The following is a 22524-nucleotide window of genomic DNA, read 5'->3' on the forward strand; positions in this document are numbered from 1 at the left end:
GATCTACGAAACGCACCCCTTCCTGGAAATGCTCGACCCCGAAGCCAGCGACCCTTGGCGCATCAGCACGTCCTATTTCCTGACCGAACCGCTGGTCGAAACGGGCGCCATTGTTTACGAAGGCAAGGGCGAGCCAAACGAGCTGCAGTCCTACTGGCATCTCCACCCGCTAAGCGAGGTGCTCATGAGCGTTACTGGCGCAGGCTTGAGCCTCCGTGCATTCGACGAATACCCGCATTCCAATCGGGAGGAGGTGTACGACGTCTATGAGCAGGGCGGGGCACAAATACCCATGTGCTACACCCTGGTCGCAGAAAAACGCTGAGGCAGTTGATGAACTGGGCCGGTTTTCCCGGCTCAGTTCACCGTAATCGCCGCGTTCAGCATCAACACCACGATCAAGCCAACCACCGCCACGATGGACTGCACCACCGAAATGGTCTTGGTAGCCTCACCCATGGTCATGCCAAACGATTCCTTCACCATCCAGAACCCCGCATGGTTGGCGTAGTTGAAGAACAGCGAACCGCAGCCGATCGACAGGGCCAGCAATGGCAGGTTCAGGCTCGGATCAGCACCTGCCAGCGGCGCCAGCAAGCCGGCAGCGCCCACGATACCGACCGTGGCGGAGCCGGTAGACACCGACAGCAGCATCGCGATCAGCCACCCCAGGATCAACGGCGGGAAGGCCGATTGCTGGGTCAGGTGCACGATGGCATCGCCGACCTTGGCGCTGGTCAGCATCTCCTGGAAGGCCCCGCCCCCGGCGATGATCATGATGATCGAGGCAATCGGCTTGAGGCTTTTGCCCAGCGCATCGCGCAGCTGTTCGGCGTCGCCGCCGCGCGCCAGTACCAGGCTCGCGCCGGCGAACAGCACGCCCAGCAGCATGGCGATCAACGGGTTACCCAGGAAGCTGGCCAGCTCCAGCAGCGCATTGCCCTTGGGTAGCAGCATCTCTGCCACGGCATGCACCAGCATCAGGATCGCCGGCAGCAACGCCGCCAGCATGCCGACCACTACGCCGGGGCGGGGTTGGCCGTCGGCTTTTTCAGCCAGTGTGAACTGGTCCAGCAATGCCTGATCGGGCCGGGTGCTCATGCGCGGCGCAATGAACAGGCCATACAGTGGGCCGCCAAGGATCATGGCCGGGATAGCGGCCAGGAAGCCATAGAGCATGGTGGGCCCGACCGAGGTCTTGAGCACCGCGATGGCGGTCAACGGGCCAGGGTGCGGCGGTACCATGCCGTGCATGGCGGCCAGCGCGGCAATCACCGGTACACCGACATACACATACGCCGAGCCCTTGAAGCGGGCCTGGCCTTCCAGCTTTCGCGCCACGCTGAAGATCAACGGCAGCATGATCACCAGGCCCACTTCAAAGAACATCGGGATGCCAATGACAAAGGCGACCAGCATCATCGCCCAAGGGATCATCCGGTCCGAGGTGCGCTTGAGGATCACATCCGCGACCTGTTCAGTGACGCCAGCGTCAGCCAGGATTTTGCCCAGCATCGCGCCAAGCGCGATCACCACCCCGACCGCACCCAGCGTCTTGCCAGCGCCAGTGAGCAGGTGGGCGACGATGCTGCCGGGCTCCATGCGCGTGGCAAAGCCCACGCCAATGGACACCACCAGCAAGGCCAGCAGCGGGTGCATCTTGAGACGGGACACGATCAGCGCTACCAGCACCAGGACACTGGCCAGTGCGGTCAGCAACAGCTGTATATCTAAGGGAGTCATTCAGGGAATCTCGGTTGGGCTGGGGCGCTAGCGGCACTCAGGCATTGCAGGCATGACAGGGGTTTCTGCGGGCAGTAGCGAGCCGTTATCGGTCGCGGGCAGATGGCCGACTGGATGCGCAAACTTCGAACTTCGGAGGAATGGGGTTGGCGGACGGCGGTGGGGTGCCGGGCAAACGCGTAGGGCTGGGCAGTGCGGTCATGTAGCGATTCACCTTGTTATTTGGTCATCTATATGAATCTTTACAAAGTATTTCCGGGGCGGTGGGATGCTGTCAATAGCATGCGGTCGCATCACATGGTCTTTTCGCCTTGGCAGGCAATACTTCTCTGTATACGCAGGCGTGCTCCTGGTGGCGCGCGCCGCTGGGAGGTGTCTGGTGAACAAACTGACAATCGTGGGTGCCGGCCTGGTCGGCGAGGCGGCGGCGCAGATCATCGCTCGGGATGAGTTGTGCCGTGAGCTGGTGTTGATGGATGTGCAGGGTGAGCTGGCGCAGGGCAAGGCGCTGGACGTCTGGCAGGCGGCGGTCGAATCAGGTTCTGATACCCGGGTTGTCGGCGGGTCCAAGGCCGAAATGCTGCAGGGTTCTGACCTGGTGGTGATTACCGCGGGTGTGCCGCGCAAGCCTGGCCAGTCGCGTCAGGATGTGCTGAGCATCAACCTGCCGATCCTTGACGGCATCATGCACGACATCAACCGTCATGCGCCGACAGCGACGGTGCTGGTGGTGTCGAATCCGGTCGATGTGCTGACGTATCGGGCCTGCTCGCTCAGCAAGCTGGGGCGCAGCAGGGTATTCGGCCAGGCCGGTGTGCTGGATACCGCGCGCATGAAGTGCTTCATTGCCGAGCAGACGGGTTTTTCGGCCCGGGATATCACGGCGCTGGTGCTGGGCGGGCATGGCGACAGCATGGTGCCGCTGATGCGTTACTGCCAGATCGGCTCGGTGCCGCTGTCGCACTTCCTGTCCAGTGAGCATATCGAGCAGATTGTGCAGCGCACACGCAAAGGTGGCGGCGAGATTCTGGGCTTGAAGAAGCTCGGCAGCGCCTGCGATGCGCCAGGCGTGGCCATTGCGCAGATGGTGGATGCGATCGGTAACGGGCGCCATCGCATTTTGCCAGCGGTTGCGATACTCGACGGTGAGTATGGGCGTACCGATATTGCCATGGGGGTCCCCTGCGTGCTGGCCGAGGGGGGGATTACCAGGGTGATCGAGTTGCCGCTGGATGCCCAGGAGCAGGCGATGTTCGACCAGTCGGCAGACCAGGTGGTGCGGGATATTGCCGAAATGAAAGCGCTATAAGTTTGGCCAGCCTCTAGTTCGGCAGGCCTTGACCGAGGTCCCAGAGGGGCTGGGCGGCTGTTGCGCCCGCCCGGTCCCCAGCCATTAAAAAAAGCGCCACTCAGACCCGGATTCCATCGTTTTTCAGTCCCCCCGGCATGCCCCTATAGTCCGCTGACAGCCGATGCTCAATCGGCGTATACAACTCAGCCGTGCGGGAACCGTATATGAACAACAACGAAAAAAACCAGGGCCTTGCAGCGGCCGGTGTCGCTACGCGGGTGGTGTGGGGCGGGGAACAGATCCAGCACCCGTACAACGCCACCCAGACTCCCATCGTGGTCAGCGCCGCCTACGGCTACAACGACATCGATGCCTGGTATGACGTGGCCCAGGGCAAATTGCCGGGTTACATCTACAGCCGCATGAGCAACCCGACCGTCGCCACGCTGGAAGCGAAACTGTGCGAGCTGGAGCAGTCCGAGTCGGCCGTGGCATTCAGTAGCGGCATGGCCGCCATCAGTGCCGTGCTGCACACCTTCCTGTCCAGCGGCAAACGGGTGGTGTCGACCCGCGACAGTTACGGCGGCACCAACAAGATCTTCGAAGAGTTCCTGCCGCGCATGGGTGTGCAGGTCTGTCTGTGCGACACCCTCGATAGCGAGGCGCTAGAGCGAGAGATTGCTGCAGGTTGCGACCTCCTGTACCTGGAAACCCCTACCAACCCCACCCTGAAGGTACTGGACATTCAACGCCTGAGCGCTGCCGCCCGACAAGCCGGCGCCCTGGTGGTGGCCGACAACACGTTCGCTACCCCCCTGAACCAGAACCCGCTGGCCCTGGGCGTGGATGTGGTGGTGCACAGCGCTACCAAGTTCCTGTCCGGGCATGGCGATGTACTGGGCGGGGTGGTGTGCGGGGCCGAGCCGTTGATGGCGAAGGTACGCCACTACCGCGAGATCAACGGTGCAGCCCTGGACCCGTTTTCCGCCTACCTGATCATCCGCGGTATCAAGACTCTGGCCTTGCGCCTGCGTCAGCAACAGGCCAGTGCCCAGGCCCTGGCGCATTACTTGAGCAGCGAACCGCTGGTTGAAACGGTCAACTACCCAGGGTTGCCCCAGCACCCTGGCCATGCAATCGCCAAGGCGCAAATGCGCGGCTTCGGCGCGATTGTCAGCTTTGTGCTCAAAGGCGGCATGCCCACCGTGGCGCGGCTGCTGCCACGCCTGAAGTATGCCCATCGGGCTGGCAACCTGGGCGCGGTTGAAACCATATACGGCCCGGCGCGTACCACCAGCCATGTCGAGAATACCCTCGAAGAACGGCTGGCCCTGGGCATTTCCGAAGGGCTGGTGCGCATTTCGGTGGGTATCGAAGACACCGAGGACCTGCTGGCAGATTTGGCGCAGGCCTGCGCGTCGGTGCGCCAGGAGTTGGCCGCAATGGAATTGCACGGTGACACACACGGCTGCCCGGTTCAGGCCTGAGGCCGATGCGTAGCACCCACTACTTGCGTGGGTGCCACTTCATGAAGTCGAACAAAAACAATATGCAAGGCAATTCACTTCGCTCTGCCAAGACGAGGTCGTTGCAACGTCCTTGCCCGCCAACTTTCATGAGAAAACCACAATGTCCCTGCAGACTACGACAACGAGAAATGCTTCAGCGCATAGCTTCAAGCAGGATATGCAAACCCGCCATATCGTCATGCTGGCACTGGGCGGTGTCATCGGTACCGGCTTGTTCCTGACATCAGGCTACACGGTCAACCAGGCGGGCCCCCTGGGGGCGGTCATCGCCTATGTGCTTGGCGCGATCATGGTCTACCTGGTGATGATGTGCCTGGGCGAACTGGCGGTGCACATGCCGGAGGTGGGCTCGTTCAGCAGCTACGCCACGCGTTACATCGGGCCGGGGACTGGCTACATGGTGGCCTGGATGTACTGGCTGACCTGGACGGTTGCCATCGGCTCAGAATTCACCGCCGCCGGCATCCTGATGGTGCGCTGGTTCCCCGACACGCCTGTGTGGATATGGAGTGCGCTGTTCGGGTTGGCGGTGTTCATCAGCAATATCATCTCGGTGCGGTCGTTTGCCGAGACCGAATTCTGGCTGTCACTGATCAAAGTACTGGCAGTGGTTGCCTTTCTGGTAGTGGGCGGCAGCGCAATCCTGGGCGTGTTCGAAATTACCCAGGCCCACAGTGCCGGGCTGGGCAATTTCACGCGTGAAGGGCTGTTCCCCACTGGCTTCTGGTCGATCGCCATGACCCTGCTGGCGGTGGCGTTCGCCTTCTCGGGTACCGAACTGATCGGCATTGCCGCCGGCGAAACCCGTGACCCTGAAAAGAACGTGCCCAAGGCCATTCGCACCACCGTGCTGCGTCTGGCGCTGTTCTTTGTCGGCACCATCTTTGTTCTGGCTACCTTGTTGCCGCGTGAGCAAGCCGGTGTGGTGGAAAGCCCGTTCGTGATGGTATTTGAAATGATTGGTATCCCCTATGCGGCGGACATCATGAACTTCGTGATCATCACAGCGCTGCTGTCCGCCGCCAACTCTGGGCTTTATGCAGCCGCGCGCATGCTGTGGACCCTCAGCGACCAAGGCAACATGCCACGCCGGTATGCCTCGTTGTCCCGTCGCGGCACGCCGTTCAATGCCATCGTGCTCAGCATGGCGGGCGGCATGGCTTCGTTGCTCAGCAGCGTGTTCGCGCCCGATACCATTTACCTGGCACTGGTGTCCATTTCCGGGTTGGCGGTGGTGGTGGTGTGGATCAGCATCGCCGTCAGCCAGATGGCCTTCCGTCGCCATTACATCGCCCATGGGGGCAAGCTCGAAGACCTTAAATTTCGCGTGCGCGGTTACCCGTTCGTGCCCTTGGCGGCGATCTTCTGCTGTGTCCTGGCCTGCGTCGGCATCGCCTTCGACCCGGCCCAACGCGTAGCCCTGTATTTCGGCTTGCCCTTCATCGCCTGGTGTTACCTGGCGTACTGGCTAACCCGTAAATACCGTGCGCGTCGCCCGCTGCAACTGGAAACCGTGGCGCCAGGTTCCGAGGTCGCCTGAGCAGGGTGATACTAGATCACCGGAACGTTGCCATGAGAAAGCGCCGATGACTCAGAAAACCCTGCCTCCCTTGAACTGGCTCAGAGCCTTCGAAGTGTCGGCGCGTTACTTGAACTTCACCCACGCAGCAGAGGAACTGCACCTCACCCAGGGCGCCGTAAGTCAGCAGATTCGGCACCTGGAAGGCCAGTTGGGGGTGGCGCTGTTCAAGCGCCTGCCCCGCGGGCTGGGGCTGACCGAAGAAGGTCAGTCCTACTTGCCGGTAGTGCAGGACGCAATCATCCGCCTGGCGGTAGGCACCAATGAAATTTTCGGGCAACGCCAGCGCCGGCCCCTGAAAGTGCGCGGCAGCCTGTCGTTTCTGCACTTCTGGTTGGCGCCCCGGCTGGCCGACTTTCGACGTTCGCACCCGCAGGTCGACATCCGTTACATCAGCAATCTGTGGGTCAAGGAACTGGATGCCGAGGATGACCTTGAAATCCGCTGGGGCAGTGGGCAGTGGCCTGGCGTGGAGGCGCAGCGCCTGACCCGCGACCTGCTGGTGCCAGTCTGCTCTCCCGCGCTGATTGCCGACTCCCCGCTGCGCGAGCCTGGCGATCTGGCCAAGGTTCCGTTGCTGCATGTGCTGGGTTACGAGGAGGGGTGGGGCTATTGGCTGGAGCGGGTTGGTGCCGATCAGGTCGACTCTTCCAGCGGCCTGCAGTTCGACACCCTGGTGTCGACCTTGCGCATGGCGGAAATGGGCCTCGGGGTGGCGCTGGCACGCTCATCGCTGGTCGATGACCTGCTGCAAGAAGGCCGGCTGGTAGCACCGTTTACCCAGCGCATCGAGGCGAGCGAGTCCTTTTACCTGGTACGTGGCCTGGGCGAAGCGTTGTCCACCGATGCCCAGGCCTTCAGCTACTGGTTGGTGGCGATGGCCCACCGTTAATCCAATACTTATCCTGGAGCACTGATGCAGTACACATCCACGCGCGGTAATGAGACACGGGTTGATTTCCGCACGGCGCTGCTTTCCGGGCTGGCCGCTGATGGCGGGCTTTATGTGCCGACTGCAGTGCCGACGTTCAGCCAGCAGGAAATTGCCAGCTGGTCCTGGTTGCCGTTCGACGAACTGGCCTGGCGGGTAATGGCACCGTTTGTCGGTGATACCCTCGATGAGCCGACCCTCAGGGCGCTGGTCAGCGACAGTTACCGTGGCTTTCGCCACCGTGGGATTGCACCGCTGCAACAGATCGGCCATAACGAATGGATTCTGCAGCTGTTTCACGGGCCTACCCGGTCTTCCAAGGATTTCGCCGCGCAGTTGCAGGCGCGGCTTATCCGCCATTTCCTGGGGCCCGATTGCGAGCGGGTGATGCTGGTCGGCGCCAGCAACGGCGATACGGCGGTGGCCGCTATCGAAGCCTTGCGGCATTGCCCTACGGCACGCCTGTTGGCGCTGTACCCCAGCGCAGGGACGCCGGCCGACCGCGCGGCGGTGATGCGCAATGCCGCTTGCGAAAGCGTGAGCTGCGTGGACGTGGACGGCAGCTTCGATGACTGCCAGTCGCTGGTGTCGGCGCTGCTGCGTGAATGGCCGTGCCCCGAGCTGATTCCCGTTAGCTTCAACTCGACCAACTGGATCGGCGTGCTGGCGCAGATCGTGTTTTATTTCCACGCGGCGCTGCAGTTGGGAGGGGGAATACGGCCGGTGGGCTTCAGCATTCCCACCGCCAGTTTTGCCGAGATCTACGCAGGCTTCATTGCCCAGAAGATGGGGCTGCCGATCAATCAGATCATTGTCTCGACCAACCGCAATGATGCCTTGCACCGGTTCATTCACTGCAATCGCTACAGCCGTGGTTCACCCAGTCAGACCTTGTCGCCCGTCATGGACTTCTCGCTGTTCTCCAACCTGGAGCGCTTCGTCTGGGAGCTGTACGACCGCGACAGCGGAGCGACCAGGGCGCTGATGGAGCATTTCGAGGATTGTGGCGAACTGAGCATCGGCAACCGCCAGTGGTTGCATGCACGTATGCTGTTCGACTCGTATGCCGTGGACGATGCGCTGATCCGCGAAGAAGTCGTCACACTGTTTCACGAGACCGGCAGTGCAGTAGACCCACATGCCGCCACCGGGGCCTTCGCCGGTCGCCTGCATCGGCGCAACATTGGCGCGCCCATCGTCACGCTGGGGCAGTTTGCCCCGGAAAAATCCGCCGGGCTGCTGGCGGAGCTGGGCGCCTGGCACGGCGATGTGCCTGCTGACGTGGTGGGCAATGCTGGCGGCGGGCCGCTGCTGGGCCGCGAAGACCTGGCAGGCGTTCACGCGTTATTGGCTCAGTTGCAGGCCAGGCGATGAAGCGCATCCTCGACCCCTTGGACGAGCGGATTCTCGCCGAACTCACCGCCAATGCACGGATCGCCCATGCCGAGCTTGGGCTGAAAGTGAATCTGTCGCGCAATGCGGTACGCCAGCGCATTGAGCGCCTTGAGCGCGATGGGGCCATCCAGGGCTATACGTTGCGCATCGGTGAGGGGCGGCGGCCGACATCGTTGATCAATGCGGTGATCTTCGTCTACCGCTATGACCGCATGCGCGGCGCAGCAGTGCTTGATGCGTTGCGCCAGATACCCGAGGTGATCCAGTGCGAGGTGCTCAGCGGCGAGTTCGACCTGTTGCTGCGCGTCGAGGCCTCCAGCCCGGAGCGCGTGCATCATGTGTGGACGGAAATCGCCGCCATGCCAGGGGTCGAGAACACGGTGACGTCGTTCGTCCTGGCCACCGTGATCTAAGCCGCGCCTGAGACATTAACGCTATCGATACTACGACGCCGCCCGGGCTTTCGCCCGGGCGGCGTCGTGCATTGGGGGCTGTTCAGGCCACCATCAGGTACTGGTCAGATTGGCCAGCAAATACAGCGAATTGCCATATTCAACTGGCATTGCACGGCTCTTAGGCTTGTCCTCATCGACCAATCGCCTGGAAAGGACAGCAAACCATGACCGAATACAAGATTGCACTCGTTGGCTTTGGCGGCGTGAACCGTGCCCTGGCCCAACTGATCGCCGAACGCAATGCGCGCTGGCAGCAAGCGCTGGGCTTTGGCCTGAAGATTGTTGGCGTCACCGACCTGTTCCTGGGCTCGGTTATCGACCGGGATGGCCTGGACGCTACCATGCTGGCAGCCCTGCCAGCCAAGAAGGGGGCGCTGGCGCAGATCCCTCAGGGGTCGGCCGAGGCATTCAACGAGGCGGTGATCAAGCAATCGGGGGCCGACATCATTGCTGAGGCCACATTCACCAACCCCAAGGACGGAGAGCCGGCGGCAACCTTCTGCCGCTGGGCGCTGGAAGCGGGCAAGCATGTGGTCACCACCAACAAGGGGCCCATTGCCTTGCATGCCCAGGCGCTCAAGGCCTTGGCCAAGGCTAACGGGGTGTCGTTCGAATACGAAGGTGCTGTGATGAGCGGTACGCCGGTGTTGCGCATGGCGCGCCAGACGTTGGCCGGCGCCGGCTTGGTGGGGTTCGAGGGCATTCTCAACGGTACTTCGAACTATGTTTTGACGCGTATGGAAGAGGGGCTTGGTTTTGCCGATGCCGTGGCCCAGGCTCAAGCGCTTGGTTACGCCGAGGCAGATCCGAGCGCCGATGTGGAGGGGCATGACGTGCGCCTGAAGGTGGTCATTCTCGCAAACGAGTTGCTCGGCGCCTGCCTGCAGGTAAGCGATGTCACCTGCAGCGGCATCAGCAACCTCGACAGTGTGGCGATCCAGCAAGCACAAGCGGCGGGCCAGCGTTGGAAGCTGATCGGTAGCGCCAGCCGTGAAACCGATGGTTCGGTACGTGCCAGCGTCGAAGCGCGCCTGTTAGCCGGCAATCACCCCTTGGCGGGTATTTCCGGCGCCACGAATGCGGTGGCGTTCAACACCGAATTGCTGGGTGCGGTGACCGTGTCTGGCCCAGGTGCCGGGCGTGTCGAAACCGCATTTGCCCTGCTGTCGGATATCGTCGCCATTCACAACGCTGGCCGCTCGGTCTGAGGAGCAACGTTCATGAGCCTGACTTCCGTGTCGCGGTTAGCGATTGAGCAACCCGCCCTGATCGATGTATTCAGCCCCTTCGACGGCAGCCTGGTGGGCAGCGTCGCCAACCTGCCTGCCGACGCTGTGCCAGGCCTGCTGGTCCGCGCCCGCCAGGGGGTGCACGCGTGTGCCGCGTTGCCCCGGCATCGACGCGCCAGCATTCTGGAGCAGGCCGCGCGCTTCATCGAGCGTGACGCTGCAGATTTTGCCGGTTTGATTGTCGATGAAGCCGGCAAGACCCTGCGTCAAGCCGAGAAGGAGGTAAAACGCTGCATCAACACGCTCAAGCTGTCTGCCGAGGAAGCGCGGCGCAACGCTGGCGAGGTGGTGCCTTTCGATGCTTATGAAGGTTCTGAATCGCGCCAGGGCTGGTTCACCCGCGAGCCGTTGGGGTTGATTCTGGCCATCACACCTTACAACGATCCGCTCAACCTGGTGGCGCACAAGCTCGGGCCAGCGATTGCGGGTGGCAATGCGGTCATCCTCAAGCCCTCGGAGCTGGCCCCGCTTTCTGCCTTGAAGCTCGTGCAGTATCTGGTCGATGCCGGGTTGCCGGAAACCGTCGTCACCGTCGCCACGGGCGGTGCCGAACTGGGCAAGGCGCTGGTGGCCGTGCGTGAAGTACGGATGATTTCCTTCACAGGCGGCTTCGCCACGGGCGAACAGATAGCTTGCGGGGCTGGCTTGAAAAAGTTGGCCATGGACCTGGGGGGCAACGCCCCGGTGCTGGTACTCAAAGACTGCGACCTCGAAGCCACTGTCGAGTCTTGCGTGTCTGGCGCGTTCTGGGCAGCTGGGCAAAATTGCATTGGCACCCAGCGCATTCTGGTGGACGCATCGATCTATGAGGCGTTCCGCCAGCGTTTCGTTGCCTTGACCCAGGCGATGGTGGTCGGTGACCCAGGCCTGCGCGAAACCGACATGGGGCCGATGATCACCGAAGGCTCGGCCCGGCACATAGAAGAGCGCGTGAGCCAGGCTCTTCAAGGCGGTGCTCGCTTGCTCTGTGGCCATCGACGTCAGGGGGCTGTCTATTCGCCGACAGTGCTGGAAGGCGTTGACCCTGCCAGCCGGCTGTGGCGTGAAGAGGTATTCGCACCCGTCGTGATGCTGGCGCCCTTCGACACTATCGAGCAGGCAATAGCGCTGGCCAACGCGCCGGACTACAGCTTGCATGCCGGTGTATTCACCCGCGACCTGTCGTTGGCGTTGAGCCTGGCGCGGCGAATCGAGGCCGGGGGCGTGATGATCAATGACTCTTCCGACTACCGCTTCGATGCCATGCCTTTCGGTGGCTCCAAGTATGGGAGCCTTGGGCGCGAGGGCGTGAGGTTCGCTTACGAGGACATGACCCAGCCAAAAGTCGTTTGCCTCAACCAGCTGGGTTGAAGGGGGAGTCTGATGATTGAACGGTATGGGTCAGGCACGCGGATGTCGCTGGCTGTCAGCTACAGGGGCCTGTTCGAAACGGCCGGCGTGGTCGCCGACGACCTGCAACAGGATGTGCAGGGGCAGTTGCGCCAGGCGCTGAGTACCATCGATGGGTTGATGGCTGAGGCCAGGGTGGCCAAGGACCAGTTGACCCGGGTTCAGTTGTGGATCGCAGACTATCGACATTTCGACCTGGTAAACGAGGTGTATGACCGCTGGTTGCAGGGGTGTGCCAAACCGGCACGGGCCTGCGTGGGGGCCGATCTGGGGCAGGGCTACCTGGTCGAGGTGCAGGTGTTTGCCGTGTGTGCCGACCGCCCGTGACCGGCAGCGGCGGATGCGGCGGTTCAGCGCACCAGCCGCGGTACGGCACGTACATAGACGAGTTCGGCCACCAGCTCTGCCAATGTCTGGGTAAGCACAGCTGCTGCCGCCAACCCGCGCAGCTCTTCCGGCAACGCCAGCGCCAGTGGCAGCACCACCAGCGAATTCCGTGTCGCGGCGCTGAAGGTCACCGAGCGTGCCTCGGCCACCGGCAGGCGCAGCAACCGCGCCGAAACAAACCCGAGCACTGGCGCCAGCAGCATGAAGCTGACGTACACCGGAATCACCGGCAACAGGCGATCAAAATCCTGTAGCACCACAGCAATCTGCGAGCCGATCACCGCCAGCAGTACCAGGGCCATCGCGGGCACCGGCATCCATGCCCAGGCGTCATTCCAGGCCGCGAACGCGCGGGAGCGGCGGGCACCGGCGCTGGTGAGCACGGCGAGGATCATCGGCAGCACGATCAGCAGCACGAAGGCCTCCACGAACGGGGCGATGCGCATGGTTACGCCGCTGTTGTCGCCGAGCATCAGCGCCAGGTACACCGGCAGCAGCAGCAATTGCACCAGCAACAGCACGGGCGTGGCGGCGAGGGTCAGGCGCGAGTCGCCTTTGCCGATGTGGGTGAACACCACCACGTAGTCAATGCACGGCGTAAGCAGCACCAGCAGAGCGCCGATGAGGATCGCCGGGTGCTCGGCCAAGCCACGGGTAAGGGCCCAAACCAGCAATGGCACGAGGATGAAGTTGGCGAGCAGCAGGGCTGCCATGAAGCGGCGGTTGCCCAGGCCCTGGCGCAGGTCGAGGAAGGGGATCTGCAGGAACATCGCGTACATCAGGATGGCGATGGCAGGGGTGACCAGGGGTTGCAGGTGTTGCGCGGCGTCGCTGGCCAGTAGGCCGAAGACAATGGCGGCGAGTACTGCGGCGAAGTAGATCGGGATCTGCTGGGTTTCGAGTTGTTCTCGGGTCAAGGTTCGGGTCCTGCTGACTGATTTTGTGGCGCTCCAATGTTTACGGGGCACGCTTTCCTGAGGGTCCAGGTAGTGGCAGCGATAGTACACCGTTGCTCGACTTGCTGGTTTGTCAGGTTTATATTTGTCGACCATTCTTAGATTTCATAAACCTCAGGAGGAGGTCGGCGATGATAGGCGAGCGGCTCAAACGCGCCCGCGCTGCTGCTGGGTTGTCGATGCAGGCGTTAGCTGATCAAGTTGGCGTGAGCGCCAACATGATCAAGAAATACGAGCATGGCCAGAGCATGCCAAGTTCTGGTGTGCTGGTGCGTTTGTGCAAGGCGCTGTCGGTGCGTGCCGAGTATTTCTTTCGCCCTGCCAAGGTCGAGCTGTCTGGTATCGAGTACCGCAAGCGTTCAACGACACCCAAGTCCACCTTGAAACGCATCGAGGCCGATGTACTGGATCAGGCTGAGCGTTGGCAGGAGCTGATCAACTTATGGCCGGAATATCCCGTGCGGCCATTCAGTGTGCCCGCCGGTATGCCTGAGCAGTTGGCTTCGCTGAAGGCAGTCGATGAACTGGCGGATCAGGTTCGGGAGGTATGGAGCCTCGGTTTAAGCCCGATACCAGACTTGATCGATGTGCTGGAGTCACATGGCATTCTGGTAATCATTACCCAGGTGGATGCCCAGGCGAAATTCGATGGCTTGCAAGCAAGTGTCGCCGGCCAGCCGGTAATTGTGGTTTCGGCAAACTGGCCGGGTGACCGACAGCGATTTACCCTGGCCCATGAGCTGGGGCACCTGCTGATGCATGAGCGTTTGGCTGAAGGGCTAGATGAGGAAAAGGCTTGTAACCGTTTCGCTTCGGCATTGCTGGTGCCGGCCAGCGCCATGCGGCAGCATCTTGGCGATAAACGCCACATGCTGGAGGTGCGCGAGTTGTATCTGCTCAAGGCTGAATATGGCCTCAGCATGCAGGGATGCCTGTATCGCGCTGGGGACCTGGAAATCATCCCGCACACCGTGCGTGAGCGGTTGTTCATGGTTTTCGTCAAGCAAGGCTGGCGCAAGCAGGAGCCTGGGAGCGCGTATCGGCAGGAGACCACACGGTTGTTCCAGCAATTGGTCTACCGGGCATTGGGGGAAGGGATTCTCGGTGAGTCCAAGGCGGCCGAACTGCTGGGTATGACGGTTTATCAATTCCACCAGGCGCGCAAGCTGGAGTTGCTGGATGCAGCTACTCATCAGTGATGCCAACATCCTGATCGACCTCGAAGAGGGTGAGTTACTGGCTCAGCTCTTCGCGCTGCCCTATCGCTTCACAATACCGGACATTCTCTACTTTGATGAACTTGAAGCGCAGCATGCTCATCTGCTGGGCATGGGGCTTGAGCTGGCAGAGTTGAATCCTGCGACCATGGCGTATGCGTTTGAGCTGGTTGGTCGGGTGAGAGGGCCGAGTCGCAATGACTGCTTCGCGCTGGCGCTGGCAAAGCAGGAAAAATGCCCGCTGTTGTCCGGCGATGAGGCGCTTCGCAAAGCTGCCCAGAATGAAGCCGTTGAAGTGAAGGGGACGATCTGGGTGATTGAAGAGCTGATTCGATCGGGCGTAATCACTGCTCATCGGGCCCGCGAGGCATATGACCGGATGCGGGCCAATGCGCGTCGATTGCCCTGGGCTATCGCACATCAACGTCTGGATAAATTTTATAGATAGTCCGGCATGCGCTTCAAATTATGCTTGAGAAACGAAAAAGCCCGGCACTAGGCCGGGCTTCTTCACATCAGGCTTACGCCAATCAGTTGCCGTAAACCGGCAGCTTTTTGCAGATGGCCTTGACCTTCTCGCGCACGGCGTCGATCACCGCTTCGTTGTTCAGGTCAGCCAGGATGTCGCAGATCCAGCCGGCCAGTTCGCGGCACTCGGTTTCCTTGAAACCACGGGTGGTGACGGCTGGGGTGCCGAAACGCAGGCCCGAGGTGACGAACGGCGAACGTGGGTCGTTCGGTACCGAGTTCTTGTTGACGGTGATGAAGGCTTTGCCCAGGGCAGCGTCAGCATCTTTACCGGAGATTTCCTGCTTGATCAGCGACAGCAGGAACAGGTGGTTCTGGGTGCCGCCGGAAACGACGTCGAAACCACGCTCGATGAACACTTCGGCCATGGCCTGGGCGTTCTTCACCACCTGCTGCTGGTAAGCCTTGAACTCAGGCTGCAGGGCTTCCTTGAAGCAGATGGCCTTGGCAGCGATCACGTGCTCCAGCGGGCCGCCTTGGGCGCCCGGGAAGACGGCGGAGTTCAGCTTCTTCTCGATGTCGGCGTTGGCACGGGCCAGGATCAGGCCGCCACGTGGACCGCGCAGGGTCTTGTGGGTGGTGGTGGTGACCACGTCGGCGAACGGCACAGGGTTCGGGTACACGCCAGCGGCAACCAGGCCGGCAACGTGGGCCATGTCGACGAACAGGTAGGCACCGACCTTGTCGGCGATGGCGCGGAAGCGGGCGAAGTCCAGGACCTGCGAGTAAGCCGAGAAGCCGGCAACGATCATCTTCGGCTTGTGCTCGACAGCCAGGCGCTCGACTTCGTCGTAGTCGATCAGGCCGTTGCCGTCGATGCCGTACTGGATGGCGTTGTACAGCTTGCCCGACGAGCTCACCGAAGCACCGTGGGTCAGGTGGCCACCGTGGGCCAGGCTCATGCCCAGGATGGTGTCACCGGCCGACAGCAGGGCCAGGTAGACCGCGGCGTTGGCTTGCGAGCCAGCGTGCGGCTGGACGTTGGCGTAGTCGGCGCCGAACAGCTCTTTGGCACGGTCGATGGCCAGTTGCTCGACCACGTCGACGTACTCGCAGCCGCCGTAGTAGCGCTTGCCTGGGTAGCCTTCGGCGTACTTGTTGGTCAGGACCGAGCCCTGAGCTTCCATGACTGCCGGGCTGGTGTAGTTTTCCGAAGCGATCAGCTCGATATGCTCTTCCTGGCGCAGAGCTTCTTGCTGCATGGCTTCGAAGAGCTCGGCGTCGTACTTGGCAATGGTCAAATCACGGCTGAACATGGCGGTCCTCAAGGATCGGGGTAATTTGGGGGGGCATTCTAACCGATTGATCCGCGCCTGGCATATGAAGTGGCATCAAGTCGCGGACCAATGGGGCTCATGTTGCATCCCGCGCCGTGTCTGGGCTGGCTGGGGATTGGAGTTGACTCGAAAGTCCGCTTTTGCGGGCGCTCACTGGAACATGAACAGGGCGGCGTTGGCGAACTGCGCCTCGAACTGGTTGGCCGGCATCGGCCGCCCGAACAGGTAGCCCTGGACCTCGTCGCAGCCATGCTCGCGCAGGAATTCCAGCTGCTCGTGGGTTTCCACGCCTTCGGCGATCACTGCCAGGTTGAGGCTGTGGGCCATGGCGATGATCGCCCGGGCGATCTGCGCGTCCTGCTCGCCCTCGGGCAGGCCGTCAACGAAGGTGCGGTCAATCTTCAGCACATCGATCGGGAACTGCTTGAGGTAGTTCAGCGACGAGTAACCGGTGCCGAAGTCGTCGACCGCGATGCTCAGGCCAAGGTTCTTCAGGCTGGCGAGAATCTGCAGCGCCTCATTGACCTCGCGCATCAGGATGCTCTCGGTCAGCTCCAGCTCCAGGCATGCCGGCGGCAGGCCGGTTTCTTCGAGTATGGTGGCGATCCGCGTGCCCAGCTGGCCGTCGGAGAACTGCCGCGCCGAGATGTTCACCGACACCTTCGGCACGCGCACCTTGTTCTTGTGCCAGGCCTTGAGCTGGCGGCTGGCCTCGCGCAGCACCCAGTCGCCGACATCCACCACCAGGCCCAGCTCTTCGATCACCGGGATGAAGTCCCCTGGCGGCACCAGGCCGCGGGTCGGGTGGCGCCAGCGCAGCAGCGCTTCGGCACCGGTCAGGCGCTTGCCGTCGCCGCTGAACTGCGGCTGGTAGTAGAGGATGAACTCGTTCTGCTCCAACGCGTGGCGCAGGTCGCTCTCCAGTTCCAGGCGCTCTAGCGCGCTGGCGTTCATCTCGGTCTGGTAGAACTGGAAGTTGTTCTTGCCGCGCTCCTTGGCGTGGTACATGGCGGTGTCGGCGTTCTTCATCAGCTGGCTCAGCTCGTTGCCGTCCTGCGGGCTGAGGGCGATGCCGATACTGGCAGTGACGAAGAACTCGCGGCCTTCGAGCACGAACGGTCGCACCAGGCTGCCAAGAATGTTCTCGGCCACGTGAATGGCGCGGTTCAGGGCCATCTCGCGGGTGGCGCGCGGCTGCAGCAGCAAGGTGAATTCGTCGCCGCCCATGCGCGCCACGGTGTCGTCGTCGTCGACGCAGGCCAGCAGGCGCAGGGCCATGTCCTTGAGCATGCGGTCGCCCGCGGCGTGGCCGAGGGAGTCGTTGATCGGCTTGAAGCGGTCGAGGTCGAGGAACATCAGCACGACCCACGATTTCTGCCGCTCGGCCTGTTGCAGCGCGGTGTGCAGGCGGTCCTGGAACAGCGTGCGGTTGGGCAGGTGGGTGAGGGCGTCGTAGTAGGCCAGGCGGTGGATGCGCTGTTCGCTGGCCTTGCGCTCGCTGATGTCGGTGAAGAAGCACACGTAGCTGGCCAGGTCGCCTTCGTCGTCGAGCACGGCGGTGATGCCGACCCAAGCCGGGTAATGGTCGCCGTCGCGGCGCTTGAGCCACACTTCGCCTTCCCAACTGCCGCGCTGGTGCAGTTGCTTGAGCACGTAGCGCAGGTGGCTTTGCTGTTGGTCCTCGACCACCAGCATGGTCGGCAGCTGGTCGAGTACGTCGCCGACTGCGTAGCCGCTGACCCGGCTGAAGGCTTCGTTGGCCTGTACGATATAGCCGGCCGGGTCGGTGATGAGGATGGCCGAGGTGGAGTGTTCGAATACCGTCGCGGCCATGCGCAGGTCTTTTTCCGCACGGCGTTGCTGGCTGATGTCGCGGCCCACGCCGAGCACGCCTTCGAAGCGCTGCTGGTCGTCCCACACCAGCACCAGGCGCAGTTCGATGGGGATCTTGCGGCCATCGGCGCGCAGGCAGTCGAACAGGAACAGTTGCGTCGGCAGCTGGCTGCGCAGTTGTGCCAGTTGCTCGTTGTCGCCCATGGCCTTGCTGACCCGCTCCATCAGGCTGTAGATGCCGGTGAGCTGGGCCGGGTTGGCGATGATCGATTGCCAGCCGTTGTTGAAGATCCAGTCGGCCTGGTAGCCCAGCACCGCCTGCACCGAGGGGCTGAGGTAGTTGAGTTGCAGGCGGCTGTCGGTGGAGAAGATCACGTCGCTGATGCTTTCGGCGAGCATGCGGTAGCGCTGCTCGCTGTCGCGCAGCGACTGGCTGGCCTCGATCTGCACGGTGACATCCTTGCCTACGCCGATGATGCGCGTGACCAGGCCATCGTCGTCGCGGGTCAGTACCTGCTCGCGGATTTCGTAACTGCGCCAGCCGCCGTCGCGGTGGCGGAAGCGCAGCTGGGTGTGCAGCGACTGGCTGTGAGCACTGTCGCGCTGTTGCTGGCGCAATTGCTGATAGTGCGCGGCGTCTTCGGGGTGCAGCAGCAGCTCCCAGAAGCGGTCACCCATCTGCGCCAGCTCGGTGCGGTCGTAACCGAGGGTCTGGCCGAGGTGGCGGTTGCTGAAGATCATTCGCTGGCTGAGCACGTCCTGCACATACAGCTGGTCGGGCACGGTACGCACCACGTCGGACCAGAAGCTTTCACGCTCCAGCAGCGACAGCTCCACCTGCTTGCGGCTGGTGATGTCGCTGATGCTGAGGATCACCGCCTGGTAATCGCGGCGCTGCTGCGGCAGGCGCGCCATCAGCCACAGGTGCAGCTCGCCGCCCAGCGGCGCGGGCAGGCGCACTTCCAGCTCCAGTGATGGGCGTTGCTCGATCAGGGCGTCGATCAGTTGCATGCCGATGCTGTCGAGGCCATCACCGCTGCCATCGATCAGCCGTTGCCAGGCGCCTTCGTGGCACTCGACGTTGAGCAACTGGCGCGCCACCTGGTTGATCTCGGTGATCCTCAACTCCTGCAGCAGCGAGCGGCGCAGGTTGGGGTCCAGCGCCAGGCTCTGCTTGAGCCCGGCCAGGTTGCGCAGGTGATAGCGGTCGAGCTGGCCCGGCAGGCTCGACAGGTCGAGCACGCACAAGGCCACGCCGGTGCCTTCGAAGATTTCGTGGTAGCGCCGACGGTCTTCCTGAAGCGCACGCTGGCGGCGGCGCATGTTGATCAGCGCCAGCACCGGCAGCAGGGCGCAGAACAGCGCCAGCAGGCACTTGCCGATCAGTGCCGGCAGCAGCTTCTGCCGGGCGAGGCCGGCGTCGAACAAGCCACGCAATTGCCAGGTGCTGTTGTCGATGAAGGCGAGCATCACGCTTTGCAGCGGTTCACCGCTGGTTTGTACCGGGGCGTGACGCTCCAGTACCTCGCTGCTGCGGCTGTTTTCCAGCAGCCAGAGCGGGTGCCCAGGGCCGTCCAGATGCGCGGTGAGCACCTGGTAATAGTCCGCTGACAGGCGCAGCAGCCAGTAGCCGCGATCCTGTTCCGCCGTCTGGCGCAACAGCAGATAAAGGGTGCGGTTGTCCGGCGAGTTGGTGAAAAAGTAGCTGCGGCCCTGGTTCAGCCCGACCAGTTCGTCAATCAGGTCACGGTCGGGGCTGCCGGCCAGGCTGTCGCTGCGCAGTTGCCCGGCCTGGTCGAGCCAGGCCAGGGCGCGCAGGGCTGGCAGGTGTTCGCGCAGGGTCGCCAGCAGGCTCGGCAGGGCGGCGGGCGCCGGCGCTTTGACGTAGGGCTGGACCACGTTCAGGGCCTGCTGGGCCTGGAGCGCCATGTTCAGGCTCAAGTGGTCGGCGAGTTCGGCGCTCGCGTTCAGGTTCAACTGGCGCTGGTCAGACTGGGTGTGGCGAAACTGGGAAAACAGTTGCCACAGCAGCAAGCCCAGCAGAATCAGGGCTAGCAGGGCCAGTGCCCCTTTGACCGAACCACGCAGCGAAGCGACTGGGGCCGGCGAAGCGGGGCGCAGCAGAGTCGGATGATTGAGATCGGTCAAGCGTTGGTCCTGCATTTGGGCTGGCGATGGCAGGTAGGGACATGCACGGTGTATGCCGGTATCTGCACAGGCCTGGACCGCGGCCGCGCACTATAATAGCCGGACATGCGAACGGGCTAGCATGCCTGTGATTGTGGCAATGTGCCAGCCTGATTGTCCGGCGCCAGTGGTCGTGGTGATGCCGGCCCGTTCGGCAAGACCCTGCATCCTGTGCGAGAATGCCGCCCGCTTCAATGACAACGCATCGGAGATGTTCGGTTTTGGTTACTCACTTTTCCACCAATGGCCTCGATTCCGCCTGTGGGCGCAGCAGTCAGACCCTTGTCAGCACTGCCGTGACCGCGGACGTATCCTGCAAATCGTGCCAGCGTTCGCTGGTCAAACCCGACGCGGCTACGGCTTCGAAAAACAAGACGCCATCGCTGGCTGAACTGCGCAAGACCGCCAAGGCGGCGGCAGCGCCGGCTGAACAGGCACCTGTGGCTGCGGTGGCCAAGCCGGCTGGCAAGGTTGTCAGCACGCCTGCTGCTGGCAAACCGGCCAAGGTTGCCGAACAGCCTGCCCGCAGTGGTGGCTTCAGCGTCAAGGCCGCCTATGCTGCGCGCCTGGCCGAGCAGAGCGACCGTTGCCGGTTGCCGCGGGGCAAGGCCAGGAAACAGCGTCACGTCTGAGCCATTTCTGGCTGCTGTGCCGGCCTCTTCACTGCTGAAGCCGCGAAGAGGCCGGCACAGGTAACCAATGCCTCCCAGGATCACAACGATCCCACCCCACCATCCGACTACCCTGTGCAACGCCGCGCGTTGGCGTAGAATGGTCGACTTTGTTCAATGAAACCCCGTAAACACATCCCCCTGGCCACAACGCCGGGGCGTTTGTCGATGTCTTTACCTATCTAGAGGGCTTGGTTTTGGCTCAATACGTCTACACCATGCATCGGCTGAGCAAGGTCGTGCCGCCGAAGCGGGAAATTCTCAAGAATATTTCCCTGTCGTTCTTCCCAGGCGCCAAGATCGGCGTGCTCGGCCTGAACGGCGCCGGTAAATCGACCCTGCTGCGGATCATGGCGGGCGTCGACAAGGAATTCGACGGCGAAGCCCGTCCGATGCCCGACATCAACGTGGGTTACCTGCCGCAGGAACCGCAACTGGACCCCAACAAGTCCGTGCGTGAAGTGGTCGAGGAAGCGGTCAGCGTGATCAAGGACGCCCAGGCTCGCCTGGACGAGGTCTACGCCGCCTACGCAGAACCCGACGCCGACTTCGACAAGCTGGCTGCCGAACAGGCCAAGCTCGAAGCCATCCTGCAGGCCGCTGACGGCCACAACCTCGAGCGCCAGCTGGACGTCGCCGCCGACGCCCTGCGCCTGCCGGCCTGGGATGCCCGTATCGAACACCTGTCCGGTGGCGAGAAGCGCCGCGTGGCCCTGTGCCGCCTGCTGCTGTCGGCCCCCGACATGCTGCTGCTCGACGAACCGACCAACCACCTGGACGCCGACTCGGTAGCCTGGCTGGAGCGCTTCCTGCACGACTTCCCGGGCACCGTGGTAGCAATTACCCACGACCGTTACTTCCTCGACAACGTCGCTGGCTGGATCCTCGAACTGGACCGCGGCGCCGGTATCCCGTACGAAGGCAACTACTCGGGCTGGCTGGAAGCCAAGTCGGACCGTCTGGCGCAGGAATCCAAGCAGCAGAGCGCCCACGAGAAGGCCATGAAAGAGGAACTGGAGTGGGTGCGCAAAGGCGCCAAGGCCCGCCAGTCCAAGTCCAAGGCCCGTCTGCAGCGCTTCGAAGAAATGCAGTCGCAGGAATTCCAGAAGCGCAGCGAAACCAACGAGATCTACATCCCGGCCGGTCCGCGCCTGGGTGACAAGGTCATCGAGTTCAAGAACGTCACCAAGGGCTACGGCGACCGCGTGCTGATCGACAACCTGTCGTTCGCCATGCCAAAAGGCGCCATCGTCGGCGTGATCGGCGGTAACGGTGCCGGTAAGTCGACCCTGTTCCGCATGCTGATGGGCAAGGAGCAACCGGACTCGGGCAGCATCGAGATCGGCGAAACCGTGCAACTGGCCTGCGTGGACCAGAGCCGTGAAGACCTCGACGGCTCCAAGACTGTGTTCCAGCAGATTTCCGACGGTTCCGACCAGATCCGCATCGGCAGCTACGAGATCCCGTCGCGTACCTACGTTGGCCGCTTCAACTTCAAGGGTGGCGACCAGCAGAAGTTCGTCAAGGACCTGTCCGGTGGTGAGCGTGGCCGCCTGCACCTGGCGCTGACCCTGAAGGAGGGCGGTAACGTCCTGCTGCTCGACGAACCGTCCAACGACCTCGACGTCGAAACCCTGCGTTCCCTGGAAGAAGCCCTGCTGGACTTCCCGGGCGCCGCCATCGTGATTTCCCACGACCGTTGGTTCCTGGACCGTGTGGCCACTCACATCCTGGCGTACGAAGACGACTCGAACGTGGTGTTCTTCGAGGGCAACTACACCGAGTACGAAGCCGACCGCAAGAAGCGCCTGGGCGATGCTGCTGCCCAGCCGCACCGTGTACGGCACAAGAAGCTGGCCCAGTAAGC

17 protein-coding genes and 1 pseudogene are annotated in these 22524 nt (G+C 62.6%); 14 read left to right on the plus strand and 4 right to left on the minus strand.

The window, feature by feature from the left end; genetic code table 11:
* A pseudogene (locus F6X59_RS28450) lies at positions 1-325 on the plus strand (SAM-dependent methyltransferase); the annotation flags it as partial.
* Positions 326-357: 32 nt separating this feature from the next.
* On the opposite strand, the gene F6X59_RS21675 reads toward F6X59_RS28450, so the two are convergent.
* Entirely contained in the window at positions 358-1743 is a 1386-nt protein-coding gene (locus F6X59_RS21675; RefSeq protein ID WP_152958055.1) for a GntP family permease, read from the minus strand.
* A 379-nt stretch (positions 1744-2122) separates the two neighbouring features.
* Here F6X59_RS21675 and F6X59_RS21680 point away from each other — a divergent pair, with 379 nt between their 5' ends.
* From F6X59_RS21680 to F6X59_RS21720, 9 genes are all read left to right on the plus strand, one after another.
* Complete coding sequence (locus F6X59_RS21680) at positions 2123-3052, plus strand: malate dehydrogenase (RefSeq protein WP_372240482.1); 930 nt, start codon at positions 2123-2125, stop codon at positions 3050-3052.
* Positions 3053-3258: 206 nt separating this feature from the next.
* Complete coding sequence (locus F6X59_RS21685) at positions 3259-4521, plus strand: cystathionine gamma-synthase family protein (protein WP_152958056.1); 1263 nt, start codon at positions 3259-3261, stop codon at positions 4519-4521.
* A 142-nt stretch (positions 4522-4663) separates the two neighbouring features.
* Positions 4664-6103 carry an amino acid permease gene (locus F6X59_RS21690; RefSeq protein WP_178120122.1) on the plus strand — a complete coding sequence of 480 codons (1440 nt, stop codon included), beginning with the start codon at positions 4664-4666 and terminating at the stop codon, positions 6101-6103.
* Between the two features lie 46 nt (positions 6104-6149).
* Positions 6150-7034 (plus strand): LysR substrate-binding domain-containing protein, encoded by an 885-nt coding sequence (locus F6X59_RS21695; protein ID WP_152958058.1) that lies wholly within the window; start codon positions 6150-6152, stop codon positions 7032-7034.
* A gap of 24 nt (positions 7035-7058) precedes the next feature.
* A complete protein-coding gene (locus F6X59_RS21700; RefSeq protein ID WP_152958059.1) occupies positions 7059-8447 on the plus strand; it encodes a threonine synthase in 1389 nt (462 codons plus the stop codon).
* Entirely contained in the window at positions 8444-8881 is a 438-nt protein-coding gene (locus F6X59_RS21705) for an Lrp/AsnC family transcriptional regulator (protein WP_152958060.1), read from the plus strand. The genes F6X59_RS21700 and F6X59_RS21705 overlap by 4 nt, the downstream gene beginning before the upstream one ends.
* Positions 8882-9087: 206 nt before the next feature.
* Entirely contained in the window at positions 9088-10131 is a 1044-nt protein-coding gene (locus tag F6X59_RS21710) for a homoserine dehydrogenase (RefSeq protein WP_152958061.1), read from the plus strand.
* A 12-nt stretch (positions 10132-10143) separates the two neighbouring features.
* Positions 10144-11562 (plus strand): aldehyde dehydrogenase family protein, encoded by a 1419-nt coding sequence (locus F6X59_RS21715; protein WP_152958062.1) that lies wholly within the window; start codon positions 10144-10146, stop codon positions 11560-11562.
* A gap of 42 nt (positions 11563-11604) precedes the next feature.
* Entirely contained in the window at positions 11605-11928 is a 324-nt protein-coding gene (locus F6X59_RS21720) for a RidA family protein (protein WP_152958094.1), read from the plus strand.
* Positions 11929-11951: 23 nt separating this feature from the next.
* Here F6X59_RS21720 and F6X59_RS21725 read toward each other — a convergent pair whose 3' ends face one another.
* A complete protein-coding gene (locus F6X59_RS21725; protein WP_152958063.1) occupies positions 11952-12905 on the minus strand; it encodes an arsenic resistance protein in 954 nt (317 codons plus the stop codon).
* Between the two features lie 170 nt (positions 12906-13075).
* Here F6X59_RS21725 and F6X59_RS21730 point away from each other — a divergent pair, with 170 nt between their 5' ends.
* Together F6X59_RS21730 and F6X59_RS21735 are read left to right on the plus strand one after the other, a co-directional pair.
* Positions 13076-14143, plus strand: coding sequence for an ImmA/IrrE family metallo-endopeptidase (locus F6X59_RS21730; RefSeq protein ID WP_152958064.1), 1068 nt, complete (start codon positions 13076-13078; stop codon positions 14141-14143).
* A complete protein-coding gene (locus tag F6X59_RS21735) occupies positions 14124-14609 on the plus strand; it encodes a DUF3368 domain-containing protein (protein WP_152958065.1) in 486 nt (161 codons plus the stop codon). Before F6X59_RS21730 ends, F6X59_RS21735 begins: the two co-directional genes overlap by 20 nt.
* A gap of 82 nt (positions 14610-14691) precedes the next feature.
* Here F6X59_RS21735 and glyA read toward each other — a convergent pair whose 3' ends face one another.
* A complete protein-coding gene (gene glyA, locus F6X59_RS21740; RefSeq protein WP_027918253.1) occupies positions 14692-15945 on the minus strand; it encodes a serine hydroxymethyltransferase in 1254 nt (417 codons plus the stop codon).
* Between the two features lie 171 nt (positions 15946-16116).
* The gene (locus F6X59_RS21745) at positions 16117-19947 is read right to left on the minus strand and encodes a bifunctional diguanylate cyclase/phosphodiesterase (RefSeq protein ID WP_152958066.1); all 3831 of its coding nucleotides are present in this window, start codon (positions 19945-19947) and stop codon (positions 16117-16119) included.
* A gap of 260 nt (positions 19948-20207) precedes the next feature.
* Between F6X59_RS21745 and F6X59_RS21750 the strand changes: the two genes are divergently transcribed.
* Both F6X59_RS21750 and ettA read left to right on the plus strand, forming a co-directional pair.
* Positions 20208-20618 carry a hypothetical protein gene (locus F6X59_RS21750; RefSeq protein WP_152958067.1) on the plus strand — a complete coding sequence of 137 codons (411 nt, stop codon included), beginning with the start codon at positions 20208-20210 and terminating at the stop codon, positions 20616-20618.
* A 236-nt stretch (positions 20619-20854) separates the two neighbouring features.
* Positions 20855-22522: an energy-dependent translational throttle protein EttA gene (gene ettA / locus F6X59_RS21755; protein ID WP_027918256.1), complete on the plus strand. Its 1668-nt coding sequence runs from the start codon at positions 20855-20857 to the stop codon at positions 22520-22522.
* The last annotated feature ends 2 nt before the right edge of the window (positions 22523-22524 follow it).

Source organism: Pseudomonas sp. MN1F, from assembly GCF_009391885.1.
GTDB lineage: Bacteria > Pseudomonadota > Gammaproteobacteria > Pseudomonadales > Pseudomonadaceae > Aquipseudomonas.